Source organism: Streptomyces sp. GB4-14 (genome assembly GCF_022696125.1).
Classification (GTDB): Bacteria; Actinomycetota; Actinomycetes; order Streptomycetales; family Streptomycetaceae; genus Streptomyces; species Streptomyces werraensis.
On sequence record NZ_RZHO01000002.1, the window covers coordinates 6,087,593 to 6,108,264 of the forward strand.

Genomic DNA, 20,672 nt, shown 5'->3' on the forward strand with positions numbered 1-20,672 from the left:
TTCACCCCGTGGGTGAGGCCGCGGCCAAGTCGTCCGGCAGGCGCGGAGGGGTGCCGCGGGTCCACACCACCCGCAGGGCCGTCGCGGAGATCCGCCAGCCCTCGTCCGTCCTGACCAGTTCGGTCTCGGTGTGCCCGGCGGAGACGAACACCTCCTGCGAGCCGTCCGCGAGCACGTGGGTGCTCAGCTGGGCGCCCCGCACGGTGGCCCGGTCGCCGTCGATCTCCACGACGTCGTTGGTGCTCAGGTGCACGGTCCGGTCGAACAGCGCCATCCCGCGCCGGACCCGGTCCAGCACCGCGTCGCGCCCGCGGACGGTGCCGATGGGCATCTCCGCGACCACGTCCTCGGTGTGGAAGGCCCGCGCCCACTCGTCGTCGAGGACCCCCTCGTCCAGGGAACGCAGATAGCGGCTGATCAGGTCGGTGACGGCGGCGCGGTCGGTCAGTGCCCGCACCTGCCGTCGCATCTCGTCGGTGTCCATGACGGCAGACTGCTTCCTCAAGCGCGCTCGAGGTCAAGCGGCCGTCCTGGGCCGAAGGGCCCGGCTCAGTCCCCGAGCGCCCGGGCCAGCGCGGCGCGCTGCACCGGAAGGGTCTCGGCGTGCAGCTCGCGGCCGCGCGCGGTGAGCTGCACGTACACGCCGCGCCGGTCCGTCGGGCACGTGCTGCGCTCGACCAGGCCGTTCTTCTCCAGGCGGGCGATCAGCCGCGACAGCGCGCTCTGGCTCAGATGCAGCCGGCCGACCAGGTTCTGCACCCGGCACTGCTCGCCGCTCGGGGGAGTGGCGGTCGCGAGCAGGTCGAGCACCTCGAAGTCGGAGGCGCCCAGACCGTAGGGGTGCAGGGCGCGGTCGATCTCGCCCTGGGTGCGGGCGTGCACGGCGAGGATGTCGCGCCACCGTTCCTCGAGCCGTGCCTCGTCGGTCGTCCCTGCCATACGGGAACCGTAACATTTGTTCGAAATTCAATGAACAGCCCGCGCCGGTGACGGCAACGGCCGGGACCCGGCCGACCCGTCCTTCGGCAACGGCTGGGAGAACCAGGCGCTGTTCGACCACGACGACCGCGCACTGCCCGCCGTGGAGCGGTTCCGCCGCCGCTGACACCGGCACGGTGACCGGGGGCGGACCCCCGGTCACCGTTGCCCGTTCAACGTCCTTGCCCAGCACGGGCGTTGACTCCGGACAAGCTGCCCGCAGTGCGGGACACGGGGACCCCGGGCGCGGCACAGTGGGAGGGCGCCGGAGACGAGGAAGCCCGGCGCGGAGGTAGGTGGACGACATGCTGAGGACTCCCGCCGACGGGACACGACTGCGCATCCTCGCCTGGCTGGCCGAACCGGACACCGCCGGACGCGGCCTCACCGCGGACGACGTCGCCGCCCGCCTCGGCGTGCCACGCCCGGCCGCCCTGGCCCACCTCCGCCTGCTCACCGCCCTCGGTCTGCTCCACCCCACCGGCCAGGACGGCGGCCCCCGCTACCACCGCGACGAGATCCGCCTCGCCGAGGTGACCCAGCTGTTCGAGAAGGGCTGGTGACCCCTGCTGAACTACGCTGATCCCGTGCGAACAGGAGACATACGACCGTGACCGCCGTGGACACGGGGCGACCCCGGGGCCGCTCCGCCGTACGGGCCCAGGCACCCGTCGTCGCGGCGGTCGCGGCGGGCGGCGGAGTAGGAGCCGCGGCCCGGTACGCGGCCGTCGTGTGGTGGCCGACCCCGGCGGGTTCCTTCCCGTGGACGGTCCTGTGGGTCAACGTCCTCGGCTGTGCCGTGATCGGCGCGTTCATGGTGATCGTCGCCGAGGCGCGCACCGCCCATCGCCTCCTCCGCCCGTTCTTCGGCACCGGCGTCCTCGGCGGTTTCACGACCTTCTCGACGTACGCGGTGGACGTCCGCGGCCTGTTCGAGGCCGGCCGCCACGGCACCGCGCTCCTCTACCTGGCCGCCACCCCTGTCCTGGCCCTGACCGCCGTCTGGGCGGCCACCGCGGCCACCCGCCGGGCACTGATCAGGAGGCAGCCATGACCGCTCCGACCACCGGTGCGCTGCGTCTCACCGTGCTCGTCGGCGAGTGCGACACCTGCCGCCACCGGCCGCTCTACTCGGAGATCGTCCACCGGGCGCACGCGGCCGGCCTCGCCGGAGCCAGTGTGTTCCGCGGTATCGAGGGCTTCGGCGCCTCGTCGCTCGTGCACACCTCCCGGCTGCTGTCGCTGAGCGAGGACCTGCCGGTGGCGGTCGTCGTCGTCGACACCGAGGAGCGGGTGCGGGCCTTCCTGCCGGAGGTCGACGCGCTCGTCCCGGAAGGGCTCGTGTTCCTCGAACGGTGCGAGATCGTCCCCCGGCCCGGGAGCGGCGACGACGCCGTGCGGGAGGACCGGGGGTGACCTGGTTGTACGTGGTGCTCGGCGCGATGGTCGGGGCGCCGTTGCGGTATCTCACCGACCGGGCCGCGCAGGCCCGGACCGGCTCCGATCTCCCCTGGGGGACGTTCACCGTCAACGTCGCCGGCAGTCTGGTCCTGGGCCTGCTCACCGGTGCGGCGGCCGCGGGCGTCGCGGGATCCGAGCTCCAGCTGCTGCTCGGCACCGGCCTGTGCGGCGCCCTCACCACCTACTCGACCTTCTCCTACGAGACCCTCCGCCTGGCGGAGAGCGGCTCCCTGCGGTACGCGGCTGCCAACGTCCTGGTGAGCACGGCGGCCGGCCTGGGCGCCGCCTTCGCGGGCGCTGCCCTGGCCGGGGCGGTGTGGCCGTAGGGTCACCGCCCGGCCTCGCGCAGGGGCGCGCCCACCTCCCGCAGATGGCGCAGCGCCGTGCGGTGCGAGGCGACGAGACCCGACCGGCAGTACGGGATGCCCAGCTCGGCGCAGTACCGCTCGGTGATCACCTGGGCCTTCGCCAGGGCCGGCGTCGGCATGCTCGGGAAGAGGTGGTGCTCGATCTGGTAGTTGAGGCCGCCCATGAACACGTCGGTCAGCGCACCGCCGTCGACGTTGCGGGAGGTCAGCACCTGACGCCGCAGGAAGTCCAGCTCGGTCCCCTCCTCGACCATCGGCATGCCCTTGTGGTTCGGGGCGAACACGGAACCGAGGTACAGGCCGAACAGCCCTTGATGGACGGCGATGAACGCGAGCGCCTTGCCGGGGGAGAGAAGTGTGAAAAGCCCGCCGAAATAGACGGCGAAATGCGCGACGAGGAGGGCGCCTTCCAGAACGGGCCGTTTCATCGACGGGCTCCGCAGCGCCCGGAAACTGCTGAAACTCAGATTGAGGCCCTCAAGGGTCAGCAGCGGGAAGAAGAGCGCCGCCTGGTGTCTCCCGATGAACCGGGCGGGACCCTTGGCCTGTCGTGCCTGACGGCGTGACCAGACGATGATGTCGGGTGCGACGTCCGGGTCCTTGTTCTCGTGATTCGGGTTCGCGTGGTGGCGGGTGTGCTTGTTCATCCACCAGCCGTAGCTCATGCCGAGCAGCACGTTCGCCACCAGGAGACCGCCGGTCTCGCTGGAGCGTCGGCGGGAGAACACCTGGCGGTGCGCCAGATCGTGCGCGGCCAGCCCGAGCTGCCCGAACACGACGGCCAGCGCGGCGGCGACGAACAGCTGGCTCCAGCTGTCGCCCAGGAGCAGGAACGCGGCCACGCCTCCGCCGAGCGCCAGACCCACGGCGGTGAAACGCACCGTGTAGTACAGCGGGCGGCGGCGCAGCAGGCCCGCATCGGCTATTCGCCGGGACAACTCGGAGAAATCACTCCCTCTTCCGGGGCTTTTCTCCCGTTCTCTCTTTCCTCCGTCGCCCCGAGGGTTTGTCTGCTTCTCTTCCTCGTCGGGGGAATGGATGCCGGCCAACGCCGTCGAATATGCCATGCGCTCAGTATGGGGGGTGATTTCCGCGGCGAAGAATGGCGGTGGCACCCGCATGCGGAGGGACGGTCACCCCCACGCGGAAAGGGGTGGTGGCCCCAGGGCGGGGGTGTGGCCGGCACCACCCCGGACCCGGGCCCGCTTGACAGTCCGCGCGCACGGCCCGCACGATCGGCCCGTGAACCTGTCAGACAGCCAGACAGGTGGTGCGGGACCGCGGCGCGTCAGCGCGACGGAGGCGGTGCTCGCCCACCTCCGCGACGCCATCGAACGCGGCGACTACGCGATCGGCGACAAGCTTCCCTCCGAGGCGGAGCTCTGCCGGGAACTCGAAGTGTCCCGCCCGGTGCTGCGCGAGGCGCTTCGGGCACTCCGGACCATGGGCCTGACCGTCTCGCGCACCGGCAAGGGCACCTTCGTGGTCGCCGACGCCGTGCAGGAGCCCACCTTCGGCGACTACACGGCCGGACACCTCATGGAGGTGCGCAGGCACGTCGAGATCCCGGTCGCGGGGTACGCGGCCCGCCGCCGCACCCCGGAGGACCTGGACCGGCTGCGGGGGCTGCTGGCGCGGATGGAACGGGAGACCGACACCATCGCCTGGGCGGCCATGGACACCCTGTTCCACCTCGCCGTGGCCGAGGCGGCCCAGAACCCCGTCTTCCGGCGGGTCATCGAGGAGATCCGGGACGCGCTGGCCCGCCAGTCCGCCTTCCTGAACGAACTCGGCGGCCGCCGCGCCCACTCCGACCGCGAGCACCGGGCCCTCGTCGATGCCCTGGCCGCCGGCTGCGAACAGGACGCCGTGCGCGCCATGACCCACCACCTCGACCGTGTCGAGACCACCCTCACCGACATCGTGCGCTCCGCGCGCACACCGGGTCCGCGCACCACCCCCGCGCCGGCCCGCCACGACAACCCGCAGGCAGTGTGATGCACAGCAGTCTCCCCGCGGCCGCACCCCCGGTCCGCGCACCCCGCCACGCCCCCGTCGCCCACCTCGTACGCGGCGGGGTCGTCGAAGGTGTCCACTACGGCTCCGTGGTCGTCCTCGACGCCGACGGCACCGTCGGTTTCCGTCTCGGCGATCCCGATGCGGCGTTCTACCCGCGCTCCGCGCTCAAGCCCGTCCAGGCCGTGGCCATGGTCCGCGCCGGCCTCCCTCTCGACGGCGACCTGCTGTCCCTCGCGGCAGCCAGCCACTCCGGCGAAGAACGCCACCTGGACGGCGCGCGCCGCATCCTCGAGCGGGCGGGCCTCACCGAAGGTGACCTGCGCAACGTCCCCGACCTCCCCTTCGACCCCGCCGTCCGGGACACCTGGGTGCGCGCGGGCCGCGGACCCTCCCGGCTGGCCCAGAACTGCTCCGGCAAGCACGCCGCGATGCTGTACACGGCGAAGCTGAACGGCTGGTCGCTCGACGACTACCTCGACCCGGCCCACCCCCTTCAGCAGGCGGTCGCCGAGACCGTCGAGGACCTCACCGGGCGACGCGTCGCCACGGTCACCGTGGACGGCTGCGGCGCACCCCTGTTCGCGGTGTCGCTGGAGGGCCTGGCCCGCGCCGTCGCCCGGATCGCCGGCGGCGCGCCCGGCACCCCCGAGGGCCGGGTCGCCGACGCGATGCGCACCCACGCCGAGATGGCGTCCGGGGCGGGCCGCGACGTGGCCGCGCTGATGCGCGCGGTGCCGGGGCTGCTCGCCAAGGACGGCTTCGAGGGCGTCCAGGTCGCCGCGCTGCCGGACGGCCGCGCCGTCGCCGTGAAGATCGCCGACGGCGCCGGCCGCGCCCGCGTCCCGGTCACCGCGGCGGCCCTCACCCGCGCGGGCGTGGACCCGGCCCTGCTCACCGCGTTCGCGGGCGAGACGGTCCTGGGCGGAGGCCGCCCGGTGGGCGGGGTACGGCCGGTGGCGGGGCTGGGGGCCGCGGCGGAGGCGGTGAGCGTCTGAGGCCGGGGTGACCTCCGGCCGGGCTCTCCGGCAGCAACCGGCCGGTGCCGACTGTCAGTCCTTCGGTACCGGCCCCCACCTGAGCCGCAGGTACACCGCCACCCCCGCTCCGCCCAGCAGGCCCGCCCCGGTGACCGTCCACCACACCCGACGGTCGTCCGTGTCGTCCCCGCGGGACGCCGGCACCGCCACCGCGTCCGCCTCCGGGCCGCCCGGCGGGGCGCTGCGCAGGGCGTCCAGGGAGCCGACCGGATGCACTCGGCCGGCTGCCTCGAAGCCCCAGTCGAGGAGCGCCCGCGCCTCCTCGTAGACCGCGTGTCCGTGGTCCGAGCGGGGGTTCATCACCGTCGCCACCAGGGTCCGGCCGTCGCGGCGGGCGGCCGCGACCAGGGTGTTGCCCGCGTGGCTGGTGTAGCCGTTCTTCACCCCGATCAGCCCTCGGTACGGGGCGACCCCGTCCGCCCCCGTGAGCAGCCGGTTGGTGTTGAGGATCGGGTAGCTGCCGCCGTCACGGGCCGGGAAGCTCGCCTCCGCCCGCGCGCAGTACTCCGCGAACTCGGGGCTGCGCAGCCCCGTCCGGCCGAACACGGCCAGGTCGAACGCCGAGGACACCTGCCCCGGCGCGTCGTAGCCGTCGGGCGACTTCACCCGGGTGTCGCGGGCGCCCAGGGCCCGTGCCTTCTCCTCCATCCGCTCGGCCGTGGCCCGCCAGCCGCCGTTGAGGGCCGCCAGGACGTGCACGGCGTCGTTGCCGGAGTTGAGGAAGACCCCGTTCCACAGGTCGGAGACGCGGTACGTCCGGTTCTCGGCGACTCCGACGAGACTGCTCCCCGGCCCGATGCCCTCCAGTTCCTCCGGGTCGACGCGGTGCCGGATGCCGGACGGCAGGGCCGGCATCACGGTCAGCGCGAACAGCGTCTTGAGGGTGCTGGCGGGAGGCAGCCTGCGGTGTGCGTCGTGGGCCGCGAGCACCGCGCCGGTGTCCGCGTCGGCGACCAGCCAGGAGCGGGCGGACAGGTCCGGGACCTCGGGCGCCCCCGCGCGCGGACGGACGTGCGTGCCGGGCCGGTACAGCAGGGACGCGGGCGCGTCCGTCGTCCGCGGCCCGGGATCGACGCCGGGTCCGGTGGTCGCCGCGGCGGGCGCGAGTGCCAGCAGGCCTGCCGCACAGAGCACGCACCCCGACACGGCAGCCCGCGAAGCAAATCCGATCGTCATACCGCAAACGTAGGAAGGGGTGTCCCGATCACCGTGCTGCCCGGGCCGGGAGCCGCGCGCGAACACTCGCATGCTCCTCCCGGCTTGCGGCGGCCCGGCGGACCGGTTCGACCCCGGTGCGCGAACGTCCCGGGGCGGCTTCGGACGCCGCGCTCTAGGCTGGGCGGATGTTCAGCCCCGAAGGCCCCCGACTGAGCGAACTGGCCGTCCAGGCGCTGTCGTCCGTCGAGCGCGGTTACGACCTCCTCGCCCCGAAGTTCGACCACACCCCCTTCCGCACCCCCGACTCCGTGCTGGACGCCACCGTCGCCGTGCTGCTGGAGTCCGGCCCCTACGGCACCGGGCTCGACCTGTGCTGCGGCACCGGCGCGGGCGTCGACGTACTGCGTCAGGTGTGCGGGGACGCCGTCACCGGTGTGGACTTCAGCGCCGGCATGCTGGAGGTCGCCCGCTCGCGCAGGCGGCCCGAGGGACCCGACGTGTCCTGGGTGCGGGCGGACGCGCGGGTGCTGCCGTTCGGTCCGGAGTTCGACCTCGTGGTCAGCTTCGGGGCGCTCGGGCACTTCCTGCCGTCCGAGCTGCCGGGACTGTTCACACAGGTGCACAAGGTGCTGCGGCCCGGCGGCCGCTTCGTCCTCCCGGTCGTCGCGCCGCCCCGGCCCGGCTCCCCCGCCCACGTGATGCTGCTCGGGTTCGACGCCGTCATGCGGGTGCGCAACGCGCTCTGGCGCCCGCCGTTCGTCATGTACTACCGCGCCGTGCGCTTCGGTGATCTGTGGCACGGACTGGAGCGCGCGGGATTCCGCGTGGAGTTCCTGGCCCTTCCCGAGTTCGGGCGCAGACGGGACGGCAGCCCGAGGGTGCGGCTGATCATGGCCGAGAAGGGGGAAGGACGGCCGGCAGATACACCCTGAGTCTGTTCTTCGAACTCTCCGGCGGGAATCCGTTGGATTTTCCAACTTACCCGCCTAGAGTGGCTCGCGTGACGACGACTGCCTATGACGCGACGCAGATCGACCCCCGCTGGTGGTCCTGGGAGGGCATGCACGGCGGCTGGGTCGCCGGCGCGGCGCTGACCGCCGTACGCGACTCGTTCGCCGGCGGGGACCGGCCGGTGCGCTCGCTGACCACGCACTATCTGTCCCCGGTCGGGACCGGCCCGCTGCGCTTCTCGGGGACCGCGCCCGCGACCGGCCGGCGCACCGCCCACTGCTTCTTCACCGGGCACCAGGACGGTGAGCCGGTCGTCCTCGGCTCCGCGCTGTTCGGACACGGCCGCCTCGGCCCCGCGCACGCCGGCCTCACCGCCCCCGAGGTGCCGGGACCGGACGACTGCGTCCCCGTCGAACTCCCCGCCGACCTCGCGCTCTTCGCCCGCCAGCTGGAGATACGCCCCGCCACCGCCGACCTCCCGCTGGCCGGCGGACCCCGGGCCGTGCTCGTCGCGTGGGTACGCTTCCGGGACGGGCGGCCGGTGGACGCGGCGGCCGTCGCCACACTCGCGGACGTCCTGCCGCCCGCCCTCTACGCCCGCTGGCACACCCCGCGCCCGGTCCCGACCGCCGAGATGACCGTGCACTTCACCGACGCCCTCGACGACGGCGCCGCCCACGGCTGGAACCTGGTCCGCATCCGGACCGACCACGCGGGCGGCGGCTGGGCGGTCGACGACAGCGCCGTGTGGTCGGCGGACCGCCGGCTGCTCGCCGCCGCCCGGCAGGCCCGCGTGGTGCGTGAGCCGATGACCCCTCAGACCGCCGCCGGCACCATGAACTCGTAGACCAGCACGTCCTGCTGGGCGTCCATCACCAGTTCCGTCAGCTCCAGCGGCCGGGCGTGCTGGTCGTGCACCCGCCGGGTGACCCGCACCGACGGCGTGCCCTCGATGCGGGTGATCGTGTCGCGATGGTGCAGCGACAGGCCCGCCCGGCGCATCCAGTCGTAGGTCCGGCGCAGTTCGGCGGCGCCGGTGCCGTCGGCCCGGTCGCGGTAGCGGGCCAGCTCCTCCACCTCCGCGAGCGCCACCGCGGAAAACGATGTCACCGCCGTGCGCTGCTCCCGTCCCCCGGGCGACGCGGACCAGTACCGGTGCACGAGCGTGGGCCGGCCGGGCGCGAGCCCGAGTGGCTCGGCGTGGCCCGGAGGCGGAGCCTCCCAGGCGACGGTGGCCCGTGCCACCGGGTCCCGCCCCGGCTGTCGCGCGCCGAGCGGGAAACCGGCGGCGGCCGGCGCCTCCACCGGGGCGCCCGGCAGCGCGGCATGGCTGCCCCGCCGGTCGGTGGCGACCAGCCCCTCCCGCCGCAGCAACTGCAACGCCTGCCGGACGGTCTCCCGGCTGACCCCGAAGTGCTCGGCCAACTGGCGCTCGCCGGGCAGTCGTTCGCCGGGCGGGACGGTGCCGGTGCGCAGTTCGCCGAGCAGTTCGGAGGCGACTCTCCGATAGAGCGGCTCCCCGTCGGTGAGGGTCCGGCGGGTGTGGACATGCTGGTGCGGGGTGGTGCGGGCCATGCCGCGCCCTCCTGTTGGTGACGTTCCGTGGCCGTGCGGGCTCGTTGAGCCACCACATCTAGCATTGGTCTACACCATCAGGGAAGGCCGGTCCGGGAGTTCGGCCGGAACCGTGCGGTCCGTCAGACGCGGTCGCGCATCCAGCGCAGCTGTGCCGCCTCCTGGTAGGGGCCGCCGCCCTCGTGGTCGTTGAAGTCGTACACCTCGATCGTCTTGTCCTCGTGCGCCCAGGCGTTGAAGGCGGCGAACACCGTGGAGGGCGGGCAGGTCTGGTCCTCCAGCGCCGCGGAGAACAGCGCGGGCGCGGTGCCGCGGGCGGCGAAGTGCACGCCGTCGAAGTACGACAGCGTGCGCCGCACGTCCGCCGCACGGCCGCGGTGGGTCTTGAGGAAGCTGCCGATCTCCCGGTACGGGTTGCGGTCGGTGAGCGTCGTCGCGCGCGGGAAGTCGCACAGGAACGGCACGTCCGGCGCGACGCCCGCCAGGTCCGGCACCAGGCCGCCCACCGCGATCGTGATGCCGCCGCCCTGGCTCCCGCCCATGGCCACGGTACGGCTCGCGTCGGTCAGCGGGTGCGACCGCGCCGCCTCCACCGCGCGCACCGCGTCCGTGAACACCCGGCGGTAGTAGTAGTTCTCCGGTGCGTCGATGCCGCGCGTCATGTAGCCGGGGAACGCCGGACCGGAGCCCACCGGGTCCTCGGTGCCGCCGCCCCCGCCCCACGCGCTGCCCTGTCCGCGGGTGTCCATCACGAAGTGCGCCCGGCCGGTGGACGCCCACAGCAGGTGCTCGTGCGGCAGCCCCCGGCCGCCGCCGTACCCGACGAACTCCACCACCAGCGGCAGCGGTTCGTCGGCGCCGGCGGGCAGGGTCAGCCAGCCCTTGACGGGATGGCCGCCGAATCCGGCGAACGTCACGTCGAAGACCTCCACGGTCGTCAGCCCCGTGTCGACCGGCTCGAACCGCGCGTCCAGGTCGAACCGGCGCGCCTCCTCGAGCGTCGCGGACCAGAACGCGTCGAAGTCCTCGGGCTCCGTGGACGCGCTGCGGTACGCGCGCAGCTTGTCGAGGGAGAGGTCGAACAGGGCCATCTGGGACCGCCTTCGTGAAGGGACCGTGCGAAGCGAGGACACGGTACGTGGATCATGCGGCGGCCCGCCAGGGTGCGGGGGAGGAGACGCTGGTGAGCGGCGTGGAAAGCGGTTGCTCCGCGAGGGGTCGGACGGTGGCTCAGACGCCGCGGTGGGTCCACAGCGGACCGGTACGGGCCCAGTCCCGCTCCCACTCCTCCAGCCGGCGGCGCAGCATCACCCGCCGCACAGGGCGGTGCGCCAGCAGCAGGAGGGCCGCCGTGCTCCCGGCGGCCAGGGTGCCCATGCCGACCCCGTACTGCCACACCGACGCGTCGTCGACCGGGGGCAGCACCTCGCGGCCCCGGGAGTCCAGCCAGACGTGCACCGGGTCGCCGGGGCGGACATGGGCGGGAACCCGCACCAGGGCCGTGCGCGTGCCCCCGTCCGGGTCCGTCCAGCGGACGGTCGCCCGGGAGGCGCGCCGGCGCTCCGACCCGGACTCGGACGGTGGGTGTGTCCTCGAAGGGCGCTCCAGAACCTCCGCGCGCACCCGGTGGCGATCGGCCCGCTGCTCGTCGGCGGCCACCCGCGCGTCCTCGTACGCCCACCGGGCCGTGAGCACGCCCGTCGACGGCACCGTCAGACACAGCAGCACGGCCACGGCCACCGCCGTCCACGCCTCGACGACGTCCGACCGGCGGCACAGCGGGCCGCGCCGCCGCCGGGACAGCACCCGCGTTCGCATCTCTCGCCTCCCCTCACCGCGCACCGCGGCCGCAGGGGTGACGGACCGAGCGGGGCGGCGGACCCAGCGGCTCCGGGACGCGTCCCACGGCACGCGCGGAACAGGTCAAGGGCGGGTGCCCCGGCGGCGGGCGCGCGAAACGACGCCGTCCGCGGGTCCCCCCCGTACGGCAGGTGAGGCCGGGTCAGCCGAAGCGCTCGATGCGGATGCGCTCCACCGGCTGACCCGCGGCCACCAGCAGCCTGGAGGCGTGCTCGGCGAAGGAATTGGAGCCGCACACATAGGCCTCCCACCCACCGGGCGGCTGCTCGGCCAGGATCGGCGTCACATGTGCGGCTGCCATACGTCCGACGGTCGTGCCCTCCGGGGCGCTCCGGGTGAACACCGGTGTGGTCTCCGGCCCGTACTCGTCCGCGTAGATCAGGTCCTCAGGGCTGCGCGCCGACACCAGCAGGCGCAGGGGCAGGGTCAGGCCGCGGGCGCGGTGGTGCCGCACCATCGACATCAGCGGGACCACGCCCGAGCCGGCGCCCAGCAGCAGCGCTGGCCGGTCGCCCGGCCAGGCGAAGAAACCGCTGAGCGGGCCGCGCATCTCGATCCGGTCGCCGGGGCGGGCCACCGAGTGGAACCAGCCGGAGACCTCGCCGTCCCGCACATGGTCGAGGGTCAGCTCGATGTGCCCGGAGTCGTCCGGCGCCGAGGCGATCGAGTAGTGGCGCTGGGCCGTGTACCCGTCTTCCGCGACCAGCCGCACCATCAGGTGCTGGCCGGGCAGATGCCCCGGCCAGCCGGGCACCGCGAACCGGAAGGTCGACACGCGGGGCGTCTCCCGGCGGATCTCCGTCAGCGTGGCCGTCCGCCACACCGACGCGGTCTGCTCGCTCACGCCGATGCGGGCGGGCACGGCGAACCGTGTGGTCGGCGCCGCCGGCCGCGTCATCTGCTCAGTCACCGGAGTACCGCTGCTCCTCCCACGGGTTGCCCCGCGCGTGATAGCCGTTGCCCTCCCAGAAGCCCGGCTCGTCGTGGTCCAGCAGCCGCAGCCCCGCGATCCACTTGGCGCTCTTCCAGAAGTACAGGTGCGGCACGATCAGCCGCGCAGGGCCGCCGTGCTCGGCGGGCAGCGGCTCGCCGCCGTACTCCCAGACGATCCAGGCGCGACCGCCGGTCACGTCGGCGAGGGGGAGGTTCGTGGTGTACCCGGTGTGCGCGTACGCCACCACGTGCGTGGCCGACGGCAGGGGCCCGGCCCGGTCCAGGAAGGCGTCCAGCGAGACGCCTCCGAACCGCACCCCGAACTTCGACCAGCCCGTCACACAGTGGATGTCGCCCTCGTACGCGTCGGCGGGCAGCGCGTGGGCCTGCTCCCAGTCCCAGGTGCGGGGCTCGGCCACCAGGCCGTCGATCCGGAAGGTCCAGTCCTCGGGCGCCAGGTCGGGGGTGACCTCGGCGGACAGGACGGGCCATTCGTCCCGCGCGTCGTACTGCCCGGGCGGCAGCCCGGGATGGTGCACGCGGGGGCGGCCGGTGAAGCCTCGGGTGATGTTCACGTGATCGGCGTTTTCCGTTGCGGGTGGTGCTGGCGGTTACCGCACTCCACGGTACGTGGTGTCCGCCGCCCGCACGGCACGGGGCGGTGGGGCGCCAGGCACACGGCAGGAAGCAGTGCGGGCGCCGCACCACTGTGGTGATCGTCGGGTAGGGTGGCCGTCCGGCCGCGGACCGACCCGGCCGTCCACCGAGGAGGTGAGACCCATTACCGCTTGTCAGGTCGGGTGCTCTCACCTCGAAGCGACACGGTCCACCCGGAGCGGGTGACCCCGAGAGCGCCCTTCGGCTCCCGAAAGGCCAGGCTCTTGCCCCACCGTTCCGACCCTCACCCCTCGTCTGCCGCCCTCCCGTCCCGTGACGCGGTCGCGGCCACGCTGCGCGCGGCGGGCTGCGTCTTCGCCGAGGACGAGGCCGACATGATCCTCGCCGCGGCGGACGGCGACCCCGGTGCCGTCGACGGGATGGTCACCCGCCGCGCCGCCGGACTGCCCCTCGAACTCGTCGTCGGCTGGGCCGAGTTCGGCGGCCGACGGATCCTCGTGGAACCGGGCGTGTTCGTCCCGCGCCGGCGCACCGAATTCCTCGTCGAGCAGGCGCTCGCCCTCGCGCCCGGCGCCTCCGTCGTCGTGGACCTGTGCTGCGGCTCGGGCGCGGTCGGCGCGGCCCTGGCGGCCGCGCTCGGCGCGGTGGACCTGCACGCCGCCGACATCGACCCGGCCGCCGTGCGCTGCGCCCGCCGCAACGTCGCGGCGCTCGGCGGACACGTCCACCAGGGCGACCTGTTCGACGCGCTGCCCGCGCGGCTGCGGGGCCGCGTGGACGTCCTCGCCGCCAACGTCCCGTACGTGCCCAGCGACGAGATCGCCCTCCTCCCGGCCGAGGCCCGCGACCACGAGCCCCGCGTCGCCCTCGACGGCGGCGCGGACGGCCTCGACGTCCTCCGCCGGGTCGCCGCGGAGGCCCCGACGTGGCTGGCCCCGGGCGGCCGCCTCCTGATCGAAACGAGCCCGCACCAGGCCCCAGGGGCCCTGTCCGCCTTCACCGAGTCGGGCCTCGACGCCCACCTGGCGGTCTGCGAGGAGCGCCCGGCGCGGGTGGTGATCGGCAGACGGCCGTGAGGGGGGCGCCCGCTGACGCGCCCCGGCGCCGGCCTCGGGACGGCCCCTGAGCCGCGCGCCGCCAGCGGTGGGGGCCCTCCCGGGAAGGGCGGGACCGCCCGTCCGCGTCGTGCGCGCCCCACCGCCGACGGCGCGCCCGCCCTCGTGCGGGAAGCGGTTCGGCGGGTGTGCGGCAGGCGGTTGTGCGGCCGAGGTCGACTCACGGTCGGTCGCCGTGGAAGGCGCCCCGCCGCCCCCGCGCGGCGGGTTCACCCGACGAGCGGAGCGCCCGTCCGCGTCGTGCGCGCCGCACCGGCCGTGCCGAGCACGTCCCCGGGGTCGTGGTCGTGGACCTCCTCACGGGCACGTCCGGCCTTGGGCCGGGGCTCGGACCGGCCGCTGTCGGCGGGGCGCGGCTCGGCACTCGTGGCCGGAGAGGGGCGAGGGGCCCCGCCCTCGGCGTCCCGCGCGCCGGAGCACCGTCGCAGGCGGCCCTCCGGGGGCGCGGCGCCCTCGTTCTCAGTCCCCGGGTGCCGTCACCCGGGCGATCAGCAGGGCGACGTCGTCGAAGTTGTCCGGCTCGTGCAGGGTGCGGAGGAGGAGTTCGCAGACCTCGTCCAGGGAGCGGGCGGGGGTGTCGAGGAGGGTGAGGAGGCGGTCCAGGCGGGCGTCCAGGGGATCGCGGCGGGTCTCCACAAGGCCGTCGGTGTAGAAGACGAGACGGTCGCCCGGCTCCAGGTCGATCGTGGTCGTGGAGAAGGCGACCCCGCCCACGCCCAGCGGCACGCCCGTGGGCAGGTCCAGCAGTTCGGGCGTCCCGCCGGCGCGGATGCGGGCCGGGGGGAGGTGACCGGCGTTGGAGATGACGCAGCGCCGCTCGCGCCGGTCGTGGACGGCGTAGACGCAGGTGGCGATCGCCTCGTCCAGTTCCATGGTGATCCGGTTCAGGTGCTCCAGCAGCACCGCCGGGTCGAGCCCGAGGGACGCCAGCGTGTGGGTGGCGGTCCGCAGCCGGCCCATGGTGGCGGCGGCCGGGACGCCGCTGCCCATCACATCGCCCACGACGAGCGCCGTACGGTCGTCGTCCAGCGGGATCACGTCGAACCAGTCGCCGCCGACCTCGCTGGTGGCGCCCGCCGGCTGGTAGCGGGAGGCGACCTCGAGTCCGCCCGTCACGGACGGATGGCTGGGCAGCAGGCTGCGCTGCAGCGTGAGCGCGGTGTCGCGGGCGTTCTGGTACCAGCGCGCGTTGTCGATCTGCACGGCCGCCCGCGAGGCCAGCTCCCGGGCGAGCAGCAGGTCGTCCTCGTCGAACGGCCGGGGGTTGCGCGTACGGATCAGGTCGAGCGCGCCCAGCACCTCCCCGCGCGCGATCAGCGGCACGGCCAGGTACGAGTGGACGCCCGCCCGGGCGAGTATCTCGGCGGCCTCGGAGGAGCGGGCGATCCGCAGCAGGTCCTCGTCCTTCACCTGCGGCACCATCACCGGCAGCCCCGTGCGCACGCACTCGGTGATCAGCCGGTCCGGCGCGTACCGGATCACCTCGCCCGGCGGGTCGGCCGCCGGCACCGCGTCGGACGCGTCGACCCAGCGCACCGCCAGCGCCCGCATCAGCGCCGGCTCGGCCGGGCCGAGGACGGTGCGGCGGCCCCGTACGACCGCGTCGAGCAGGTCCACCGCGGCCGCGTCGGCCAGTTCGGGGACGGCCACGTCGGCGAGTTCGCCGGCCGTGCGGTCCAGGTCCAGCGTGGTGCCGATCCGTGCGGAGGCGTCGGCGATCAGCGCGATCCTGCGGCGCGCGGTCTCCGCTTCGGCGTTCGCACGGTACTGGTCGGTGATGTCGACCACCGACACGGCCACGCCCAGGACCGTGCCGAGGGTGTTCTCCAGCCGGTACAGGGACACGGTCCAGGCGTGTTCGGCGTCGGGGTCGGCCGGAGTGCGGCCGGTCATCGACCGGTCGACCACCGGCCGCCCGGTCCGCAGCACCTCCCGGGCCGCCTCCTCGATGGCGGCCGCGTCCACCAGCGGCAGCACCTCCCGCATCGTGCGGCCCAGGTGCTCGTCGGCCGACAGGCCGTTCATCTGCTCCAGCGCCGGGTTCACCGACACGTACCGCAGTTCCGCGTCCAGCACGGCGAGGCCGATGGGGGACTGAGCGACGATCCGGGTGGACAGCGCCACGTCCTGCTCCAGCCGCCGCACCGTCGACTGGTCGACCGCGAGACCGAGGGCGTACACCTGTCCCCGGTCGTCCAGCAGCCGCATGTTGCGGAACTCCACCAGCCGGGTCCCGCCGTCCTTGCGCCGGATCGGGAAGGCCCCCGCCCAGCTCCGCCCGGTGCGCATGACCTCGGCGAAGAGCTTCTTCACCAGGTCGAGGTGCTCCTCGTGCACCATGATCCGGGCGGCGTACCGGCCCAGCGCCTCCTGGGCGGTGTAGCCGAACAGCTCCTCCGCCTGGGGGCTCCACAGCACGATCCGCCCCTCGGCGTCCAGGACGACCGAGGCCACGCGCAGGACGTCGAGCAGCCCGCTGGGACGCGCCGGACCGTCCCCGCCGGCCGGGAGTGACCACGCTGCGCTCATCCCACGCCCCGCCTTCGCCGAGTCCGCGGCACGCCGTCGCCGCGCCGCCGTCCCTTTGTTGTACCGCGCGCGAGGGCGATTTTCCGCCGCTCCTGTCGTCCCGTTCCTGCTCTCCCCCCATCCTGGCCGGTGACCGCGCCCGCGTCATCGTGGGAGGAGCGCGCGGGTAGTGCGTTCCGGTGTGCGGTGCTTTGCTGAGGTAGGGCGGGGACGGCGGTGCGACCACGAGAGGAGTGATCACGATGGTCAGCGAGCCCACGCACCCGGAATCCGTGTCGGTCGAGATCAGCGGATGCAGCAAGGACGACGCCCGGATCGTCTTCGACACCCTGTGCGCCTGCTTCTCGTCGGACCGGTGCGCCGACGACGTGCCCGAGGAACTGCACGAGACACGGCCCACGGTCTGGCTCGGCACGTTCGACGTGGCCGAAGCGCACGAAGGCCAGGCCCGCCCCGCGCGGCTGTCCTCCTCGGTCGACGCCGACGTGCACGGCGGCTACTGGGCGATCGACCGGTTCCGCACCACGCTGGACGACCTGTTCCGGGTGAGGGAACTGAGCAAGGTCTCCGGCGACCAGGAGCGCGAACTGCACGTCCGCCTCGAGAGCAGGTGAGAGCCGACCCGTAAGCCCGGCCGGGACGCTGTGCCCTCCGTCACCTCCATTGTGCAACTAGTTGCATAAGCCGGTGCGCGTGCCCTACAACTACAGGCACCACACCGCGCACGGAGGGCCCGATGAGCCGTTACCCCCACCTGCTGAGCCCCTTGGACCTGGGCTTCACCACGCTGCCCAACCGGGTCCTCATGGGGTCCATGCACATCGGTCTCGAGGAGGCCGAGGGCGGCTTCTCCCGCATGGCCGAGTTCTACGCCGCGCGCGCCCGCGGCGGCGTCGGCCTCATCGTCACCGGCGGCATCGCCCCCAACGACGAGGGGCGCCCCTACGAGGGCGGCGCCAAGCTCACCTGCGACGAGGAGGCCGAGCAGCACCGGGTCGTCACCGCGGCCGTCCACCGCGAGGGCGGCCGCATCGCCCTGCAGATCCTCCACTTCGGCCGTTACGCATACCACCGGGACCTGGTCGCCCCCAGCCCCGTCCAGGCGCCGATCAGCCCCTTCGTGCCGCGCGAGCTGACCGACGCCGACGTCGAGCGGACCATCGACGACTACGCGCGCGCCGCCCGCCTCGCCCGGCAGGCCGGCTACGACGGCGTCGAGATCATGGGCTCCGAGGGCTACCTCATCAACGAGTTCATCGCCGGCCGGACCAACCACCGCACCGACCGCTGGGGCGGCTCCTACGAGAACCGCATGCGCTTCCCGGTCGAGATCGTCCGCCGCGTCCGCGAGGCGGTCGGCGACGACTTCATCCTGATCTACCGGCTCTCCATGCTCGACCTGGTGCCCGGCGGCTCCACCCTGGAGGAGGTCGTCACCCTCGCCAGGGCGATCGAGGCGGCCGGCGCCACGATCATCAACACCGGCATCGGCTGGCACGAGGCCCGCATCCCCACCATCGCCACCTCCGTCCCGCGCGGCGCCTACACCTGGGTCACCAAGCGGCTCATGGGCGAGGTGTCCGTCCCGCTGGTCACCACCAACCGCATCAACACCCCGGAGCTGGCCGAGCAGCTGCTCGCCGACGGCACCGCGGACATGGTGTCCATGGCCCGCCCGATGCTCGCCGACCCCGACTTCGTCGCCAAGGCCGCCGACGGCCGCCCCGAGGCCATCAACACCTGCATCGGCTGCAACCAGGCCTGCCTGGACCACACCTTCAGCGGCCAGATCACCTCCTGCCTGGTCAACCCGCGCGCCTGCCACGAGACCGAGCTGGTGCTCTCCCCGACCCGCCGCCGCAAGCGCGTCGCCGTCGTCGGCGCCGGACCGGCCGGACTCGCCTGCGCGGTCTCCGCCGCCGAACGCGGCCACGACGTCACGCTGTTCGACGCCGCGAGCGAGATCGGAGGTCAGCTCAACGTCGCCCGCAAGGTCCCCGGCAAGCAGGAGTTCGACGAGACGCTGCGTTACTTCCGCACCCGCCTCGCCGACCTCGCCGTCGACGTCCGCCTCGACACCCGGGTCACCGCCGACGACGTCACCGGCTACGACGAGGTCGTCGTCGCCACCGGCGTCACCCCCCGCGTCCCCGACATCCCCGGCGTCGACCACCCGAGCGTCGTCGGCTACCTCGACGTGCTGCGGGACGGCGCGCCCGTCGGGGACCGCGTCGCGATCCTCGGCGCCGGCGGCATCGGCTTCGACGTGGCCGAGTACCTCACCGACGGCGGCGACAAGGCGCACGAGGACCCCGAGACGTACTTCCGCCTGTGGGGCGTCGACCTCGACTACCGCGCGCCCGGCGGTCTCGCCGCCCCCGAGCGGCCCGCCCCGCCGCGCACCGTCCACCTGCTCCAGCGCAAGACCTCCAAGGTCGGCGCGGGGCTCGGCAAGACCACCGGCTGGATCCACCGCACGGAGCTCCGGCACCGCGGCGTCACCATGGTCCCCGGCGTGCGCTACGACCGGATCGACGACGCCGGGCTGCACGTCACCGTCGGCGAGGAGAGCACCGTCCTCGAGGTCGACACCATCGTGCTGTGCACCGGCCAGGAGCCGCGCCGGGACCTCTACGAGGAGCTGGTCGCGGCGGGCAGCCCCGTCCACCTCATCGGCGGCGCCGACGTGGCCGCCGAACTGGACGCCAAGCGCGCCATCAAGCAGGGCACCGAGCTCGCGGCGGCGCTCTAGGGGCGCGCCGACCCGTCCCTAGGATGAGCGCATGTCACTCCCGCACGCGATCCTCACCGCCCTGCTCGAGAAGCCGTCGTCGGGGCTGGAGCTGACCCGCCGCTTCGACCGGTCGATCGGCTACTTCTGGTCCGCGACGCATCAGCAGATCTACCGGGAGCTGGGGAAGCTGGAGGGGGAGGGCCTGATCCGGGCCCTCCCCTCGGAGCAGCCCGCACGCGGGCAGAAGAAGGCGTACGAGGTGCTGCCGGCGGGGCGGGAGGAGCTGGCCCGCTGGACGGCCGCGTCCCAGGACCCCAAGCCGCACCGGGACGCTCTGCTGCTGCGGCTGCGGGCCGCTGCCGTGGTGGGGACGGAGGGGCTGGAAGAGGATCTCCGGCGTCACCGGGAGCTGCACGCACGGCAGTTGGAGACGTACCGGGAGATCGAGCGGAGGGATTTCCCTCCCGGGAGGGGCGGGGCGGAGGATCGGCTGCGCCACCTTGTGCTGCGGGCCGGGATCGATCTGGAGACGTTCTGGACGCAGTGGCTCGATCACGCGTTGGCGGAGTTCGCCGAGTTGGATGTGCGGGGGCGGCAGGGGTAGTCGCGTGCGTGCGGGCCGGTTGGTGGGCTTGGCGCGCCGTTCCCCGCGCCCCTGCAGGGGCGCGGGGAGGGTCGACGCCGGTCGCCCGACCGGAGCGCTTCGGACGTGGGCGGCCGGCGCCGGGTCTAGAGGTGGGTCGGGCGGGCCGTGTTGCGGCGGCGCAGGTACAGCACGGTGCCGAGGACGCCGGCGCCGACCAGCGCGCCGCCCGCCACCGCCGTGACGGTGCCGTAGTCCTTCGAACCGCCGCCGACGCCGCCCATCACACCGCGGGACGGCGACGCCGTGGGGGAGACCGAGGGGCTGGGCGCCGGGGACACGACCACGGACTGGGTGCCCGCGGTGCTGCCGCCCGAGCACACCACGATCACCGTGTATGTGCCCGCGCTGACGTTGGACCAGGCCGCGGACTGGCCCGCGGACGTCCCGGACAGCGCCACCTGGCGGCCCTGCGAGAAGTTCGCCTGACCGCTGCCGAGCAGTGAGGCGGTGCCCCAGTGGCCGTTGATCTGGGTGCACGCGGTGGTGCTCACCGAGACCGTGTTCCCGGTGGTGCTGACGGAGATTCCGTCCGCGGCCGCCGGTCCGGCCGGCATCAGGGCGAGCGCGGCGGCGGCTGCCACGGTCGGTCCGAGGCGGAGCAAAGGCTTCGAGATGCTCATGTGGACTGCCTTCCGGCGGCACGGCCGGCGGTACATCCCTTGCGCCGCCGAGGTCGGGGAGCGCCCGTGC

23 protein-coding genes are annotated in these 20,672 nt (G+C 73.9%); 12 read left to right on the forward strand and 11 right to left on the reverse strand.

Going from position 1 to position 20,672, the window contains the following annotated elements:
* Position 1: 1 nt before the first annotated feature.
* Together ELQ39_RS29340 and ELQ39_RS29345 are read right to left on the reverse strand one after the other, a co-directional pair.
* A complete protein-coding gene (locus tag ELQ39_RS29340) occupies positions 2–484 on the reverse strand; it encodes a nuclear transport factor 2 family protein (protein ID WP_242594889.1) in 483 nt (160 codons plus the stop codon).
* A 65-nt stretch (positions 485–549) separates the two neighbouring features.
* Positions 550–939, reverse strand: a complete 390-nt coding sequence (locus ELQ39_RS29345; protein WP_190003831.1) for a MarR family winged helix-turn-helix transcriptional regulator — start codon at positions 937–939, stop codon at positions 550–552.
* Between the two features lie 344 nt (positions 940–1,283).
* On the opposite strand from ELQ39_RS29345, the gene ELQ39_RS29355 reads away from it, so the two are divergent.
* From ELQ39_RS29355 to crcB (ELQ39_RS29370), 4 genes are read left to right on the forward strand one after another with little or no spacing between them, the layout of a single operon-like run.
* Positions 1,284–1,541 carry a helix-turn-helix domain-containing protein gene (locus tag ELQ39_RS29355; protein WP_277994746.1) on the forward strand — a complete coding sequence of 86 codons (258 nt, stop codon included), beginning with the start codon at positions 1,284–1,286 and terminating at the stop codon, positions 1,539–1,541.
* Positions 1,542–1,588: 47 nt separating this feature from the next.
* Positions 1,589–2,032 (forward strand): fluoride efflux transporter CrcB, encoded by a 444-nt coding sequence (crcB, locus tag ELQ39_RS29360; RefSeq protein ID WP_190003833.1) that lies wholly within the window; start codon positions 1,589–1,591, stop codon positions 2,030–2,032.
* A complete protein-coding gene (locus ELQ39_RS29365) occupies positions 2,029–2,394 on the forward strand; it encodes a DUF190 domain-containing protein (protein WP_225626376.1) in 366 nt (121 codons plus the stop codon). The genes crcB (ELQ39_RS29360) and ELQ39_RS29365 overlap by 4 nt, the downstream gene beginning before the upstream one ends.
* Positions 2,391–2,765 (forward strand): fluoride efflux transporter CrcB, encoded by a 375-nt coding sequence (gene crcB / locus ELQ39_RS29370; protein ID WP_190003835.1) that lies wholly within the window; start codon positions 2,391–2,393, stop codon positions 2,763–2,765. Before ELQ39_RS29365 ends, crcB (ELQ39_RS29370) begins: the two co-directional genes overlap by 4 nt.
* 2 nt (positions 2,766–2,767) lie before the next feature.
* Here crcB (ELQ39_RS29370) and ELQ39_RS29375 read toward each other — a convergent pair whose 3' ends face one another.
* A complete protein-coding gene (locus tag ELQ39_RS29375; RefSeq protein WP_242595675.1) occupies positions 2,768–3,874 on the reverse strand; it encodes a fatty acid desaturase family protein in 1,107 nt (368 codons plus the stop codon).
* 175 nt (positions 3,875–4,049) lie between these two features.
* Here ELQ39_RS29375 and ELQ39_RS29380 point away from each other — a divergent pair, with 175 nt between their 5' ends.
* Both ELQ39_RS29380 and ELQ39_RS29385 read left to right on the forward strand, forming a co-directional pair.
* Entirely contained in the window at positions 4,050–4,805 is a 756-nt protein-coding gene (locus ELQ39_RS29380; RefSeq protein WP_242594893.1) for a FadR/GntR family transcriptional regulator, read from the forward strand.
* Positions 4,805–5,821 carry an asparaginase gene (locus ELQ39_RS29385; RefSeq protein ID WP_242594895.1) on the forward strand — a complete coding sequence of 339 codons (1,017 nt, stop codon included), beginning with the start codon at positions 4,805–4,807 and terminating at the stop codon, positions 5,819–5,821. The genes ELQ39_RS29380 and ELQ39_RS29385 overlap by 1 nt, the downstream gene beginning before the upstream one ends.
* A 54-nt stretch (positions 5,822–5,875) precedes the next feature.
* Here ELQ39_RS29385 and ELQ39_RS29390 read toward each other — a convergent pair whose 3' ends face one another.
* Positions 5,876–7,039, reverse strand: a complete 1,164-nt coding sequence (locus tag ELQ39_RS29390) for a serine hydrolase (RefSeq protein ID WP_190003839.1) — start codon at positions 7,037–7,039, stop codon at positions 5,876–5,878.
* 167 nt (positions 7,040–7,206) lie between these two features.
* Here ELQ39_RS29390 and ELQ39_RS29395 point away from each other — a divergent pair, with 167 nt between their 5' ends.
* Both ELQ39_RS29395 and ELQ39_RS29400 read left to right on the forward strand, forming a co-directional pair.
* Positions 7,207–7,953, forward strand: a complete 747-nt coding sequence (locus tag ELQ39_RS29395) for a class I SAM-dependent methyltransferase (RefSeq protein ID WP_242594897.1) — start codon at positions 7,207–7,209, stop codon at positions 7,951–7,953.
* A 68-nt stretch (positions 7,954–8,021) separates the two neighbouring features.
* Positions 8,022–8,819: an acyl-CoA thioesterase gene (locus ELQ39_RS29400; RefSeq protein ID WP_242594899.1), complete on the forward strand. Its 798-nt coding sequence runs from the start codon at positions 8,022–8,024 to the stop codon at positions 8,817–8,819.
* On the opposite strand, the gene ELQ39_RS29405 is transcribed toward ELQ39_RS29400, so the two are convergent.
* From ELQ39_RS29405 to ELQ39_RS29425, 5 genes are all read right to left on the reverse strand, one after another.
* Positions 8,789–9,547 carry a GntR family transcriptional regulator gene (locus ELQ39_RS29405; RefSeq protein ID WP_242594901.1) on the reverse strand — a complete coding sequence of 253 codons (759 nt, stop codon included), beginning with the start codon at positions 9,545–9,547 and terminating at the stop codon, positions 8,789–8,791. The two genes, ELQ39_RS29400 and ELQ39_RS29405, sit on opposite strands and share 31 nt — an antisense overlap.
* Positions 9,548–9,669: 122 nt before the next feature.
* Positions 9,670–10,638 carry an acetylxylan esterase gene (locus ELQ39_RS29410; protein ID WP_242594903.1) on the reverse strand — a complete coding sequence of 323 codons (969 nt, stop codon included), beginning with the start codon at positions 10,636–10,638 and terminating at the stop codon, positions 9,670–9,672.
* A 139-nt stretch (positions 10,639–10,777) separates the two neighbouring features.
* The gene (locus tag ELQ39_RS29415; protein ID WP_242594905.1) at positions 10,778–11,365 is read right to left on the reverse strand and encodes an Rv1733c family protein; all 588 of its coding nucleotides are present in this window, start codon (positions 11,363–11,365) and stop codon (positions 10,778–10,780) included.
* A 184-nt stretch (positions 11,366–11,549) separates the two neighbouring features.
* The gene (locus ELQ39_RS29420; protein WP_242595676.1) at positions 11,550–12,305 is read right to left on the reverse strand and encodes a ferredoxin reductase; all 756 of its coding nucleotides are present in this window, start codon (positions 12,303–12,305) and stop codon (positions 11,550–11,552) included.
* A 4-nt stretch (positions 12,306–12,309) separates the two neighbouring features.
* Entirely contained in the window at positions 12,310–12,915 is a 606-nt protein-coding gene (locus ELQ39_RS29425) for a sulfite oxidase-like oxidoreductase (protein ID WP_242594907.1), read from the reverse strand.
* Between the two features lie 306 nt (positions 12,916–13,221).
* On the opposite strand from ELQ39_RS29425, the gene ELQ39_RS29430 reads away from it, so the two are divergent.
* Positions 13,222–14,034 (forward strand): putative protein N(5)-glutamine methyltransferase, encoded by an 813-nt coding sequence (locus ELQ39_RS29430; RefSeq protein WP_242594910.1) that lies wholly within the window; start codon positions 13,222–13,224, stop codon positions 14,032–14,034.
* A gap of 498 nt (positions 14,035–14,532) precedes the next feature.
* Here the strand turns inward: ELQ39_RS29430 and ELQ39_RS29435 are convergent, their stop codons facing one another.
* Entirely contained in the window at positions 14,533–16,602 is a 2,070-nt protein-coding gene (locus ELQ39_RS29435) for a SpoIIE family protein phosphatase (RefSeq protein WP_242594912.1), read from the reverse strand.
* A gap of 242 nt (positions 16,603–16,844) precedes the next feature.
* Between ELQ39_RS29435 and ELQ39_RS29440 the strand changes: the two genes are divergently transcribed.
* From ELQ39_RS29440 to ELQ39_RS29450, 3 genes are all read left to right on the forward strand, one after another.
* Entirely contained in the window at positions 16,845–17,216 is a 372-nt protein-coding gene (locus tag ELQ39_RS29440; protein ID WP_225640832.1) for a hypothetical protein, read from the forward strand.
* 122 nt (positions 17,217–17,338) lie between these two features.
* Positions 17,339–19,354 carry an FAD-dependent oxidoreductase gene (locus ELQ39_RS29445; protein ID WP_242594914.1) on the forward strand — a complete coding sequence of 672 codons (2,016 nt, stop codon included), beginning with the start codon at positions 17,339–17,341 and terminating at the stop codon, positions 19,352–19,354.
* 31 nt (positions 19,355–19,385) lie between these two features.
* On the forward strand, positions 19,386–19,940 hold the full coding sequence (locus ELQ39_RS29450; protein WP_190003849.1) for a PadR family transcriptional regulator: 555 nt from the start codon (positions 19,386–19,388) through the stop codon (positions 19,938–19,940).
* 125 nt (positions 19,941–20,065) lie between these two features.
* Here ELQ39_RS29450 and ELQ39_RS29455 read toward each other — a convergent pair whose 3' ends face one another.
* On the reverse strand, positions 20,066–20,602 hold the full coding sequence (locus tag ELQ39_RS29455) for a hypothetical protein (protein WP_190003850.1): 537 nt from the start codon (positions 20,600–20,602) through the stop codon (positions 20,066–20,068).
* Between the last annotated feature and the right edge of the window lie 70 nt (positions 20,603–20,672).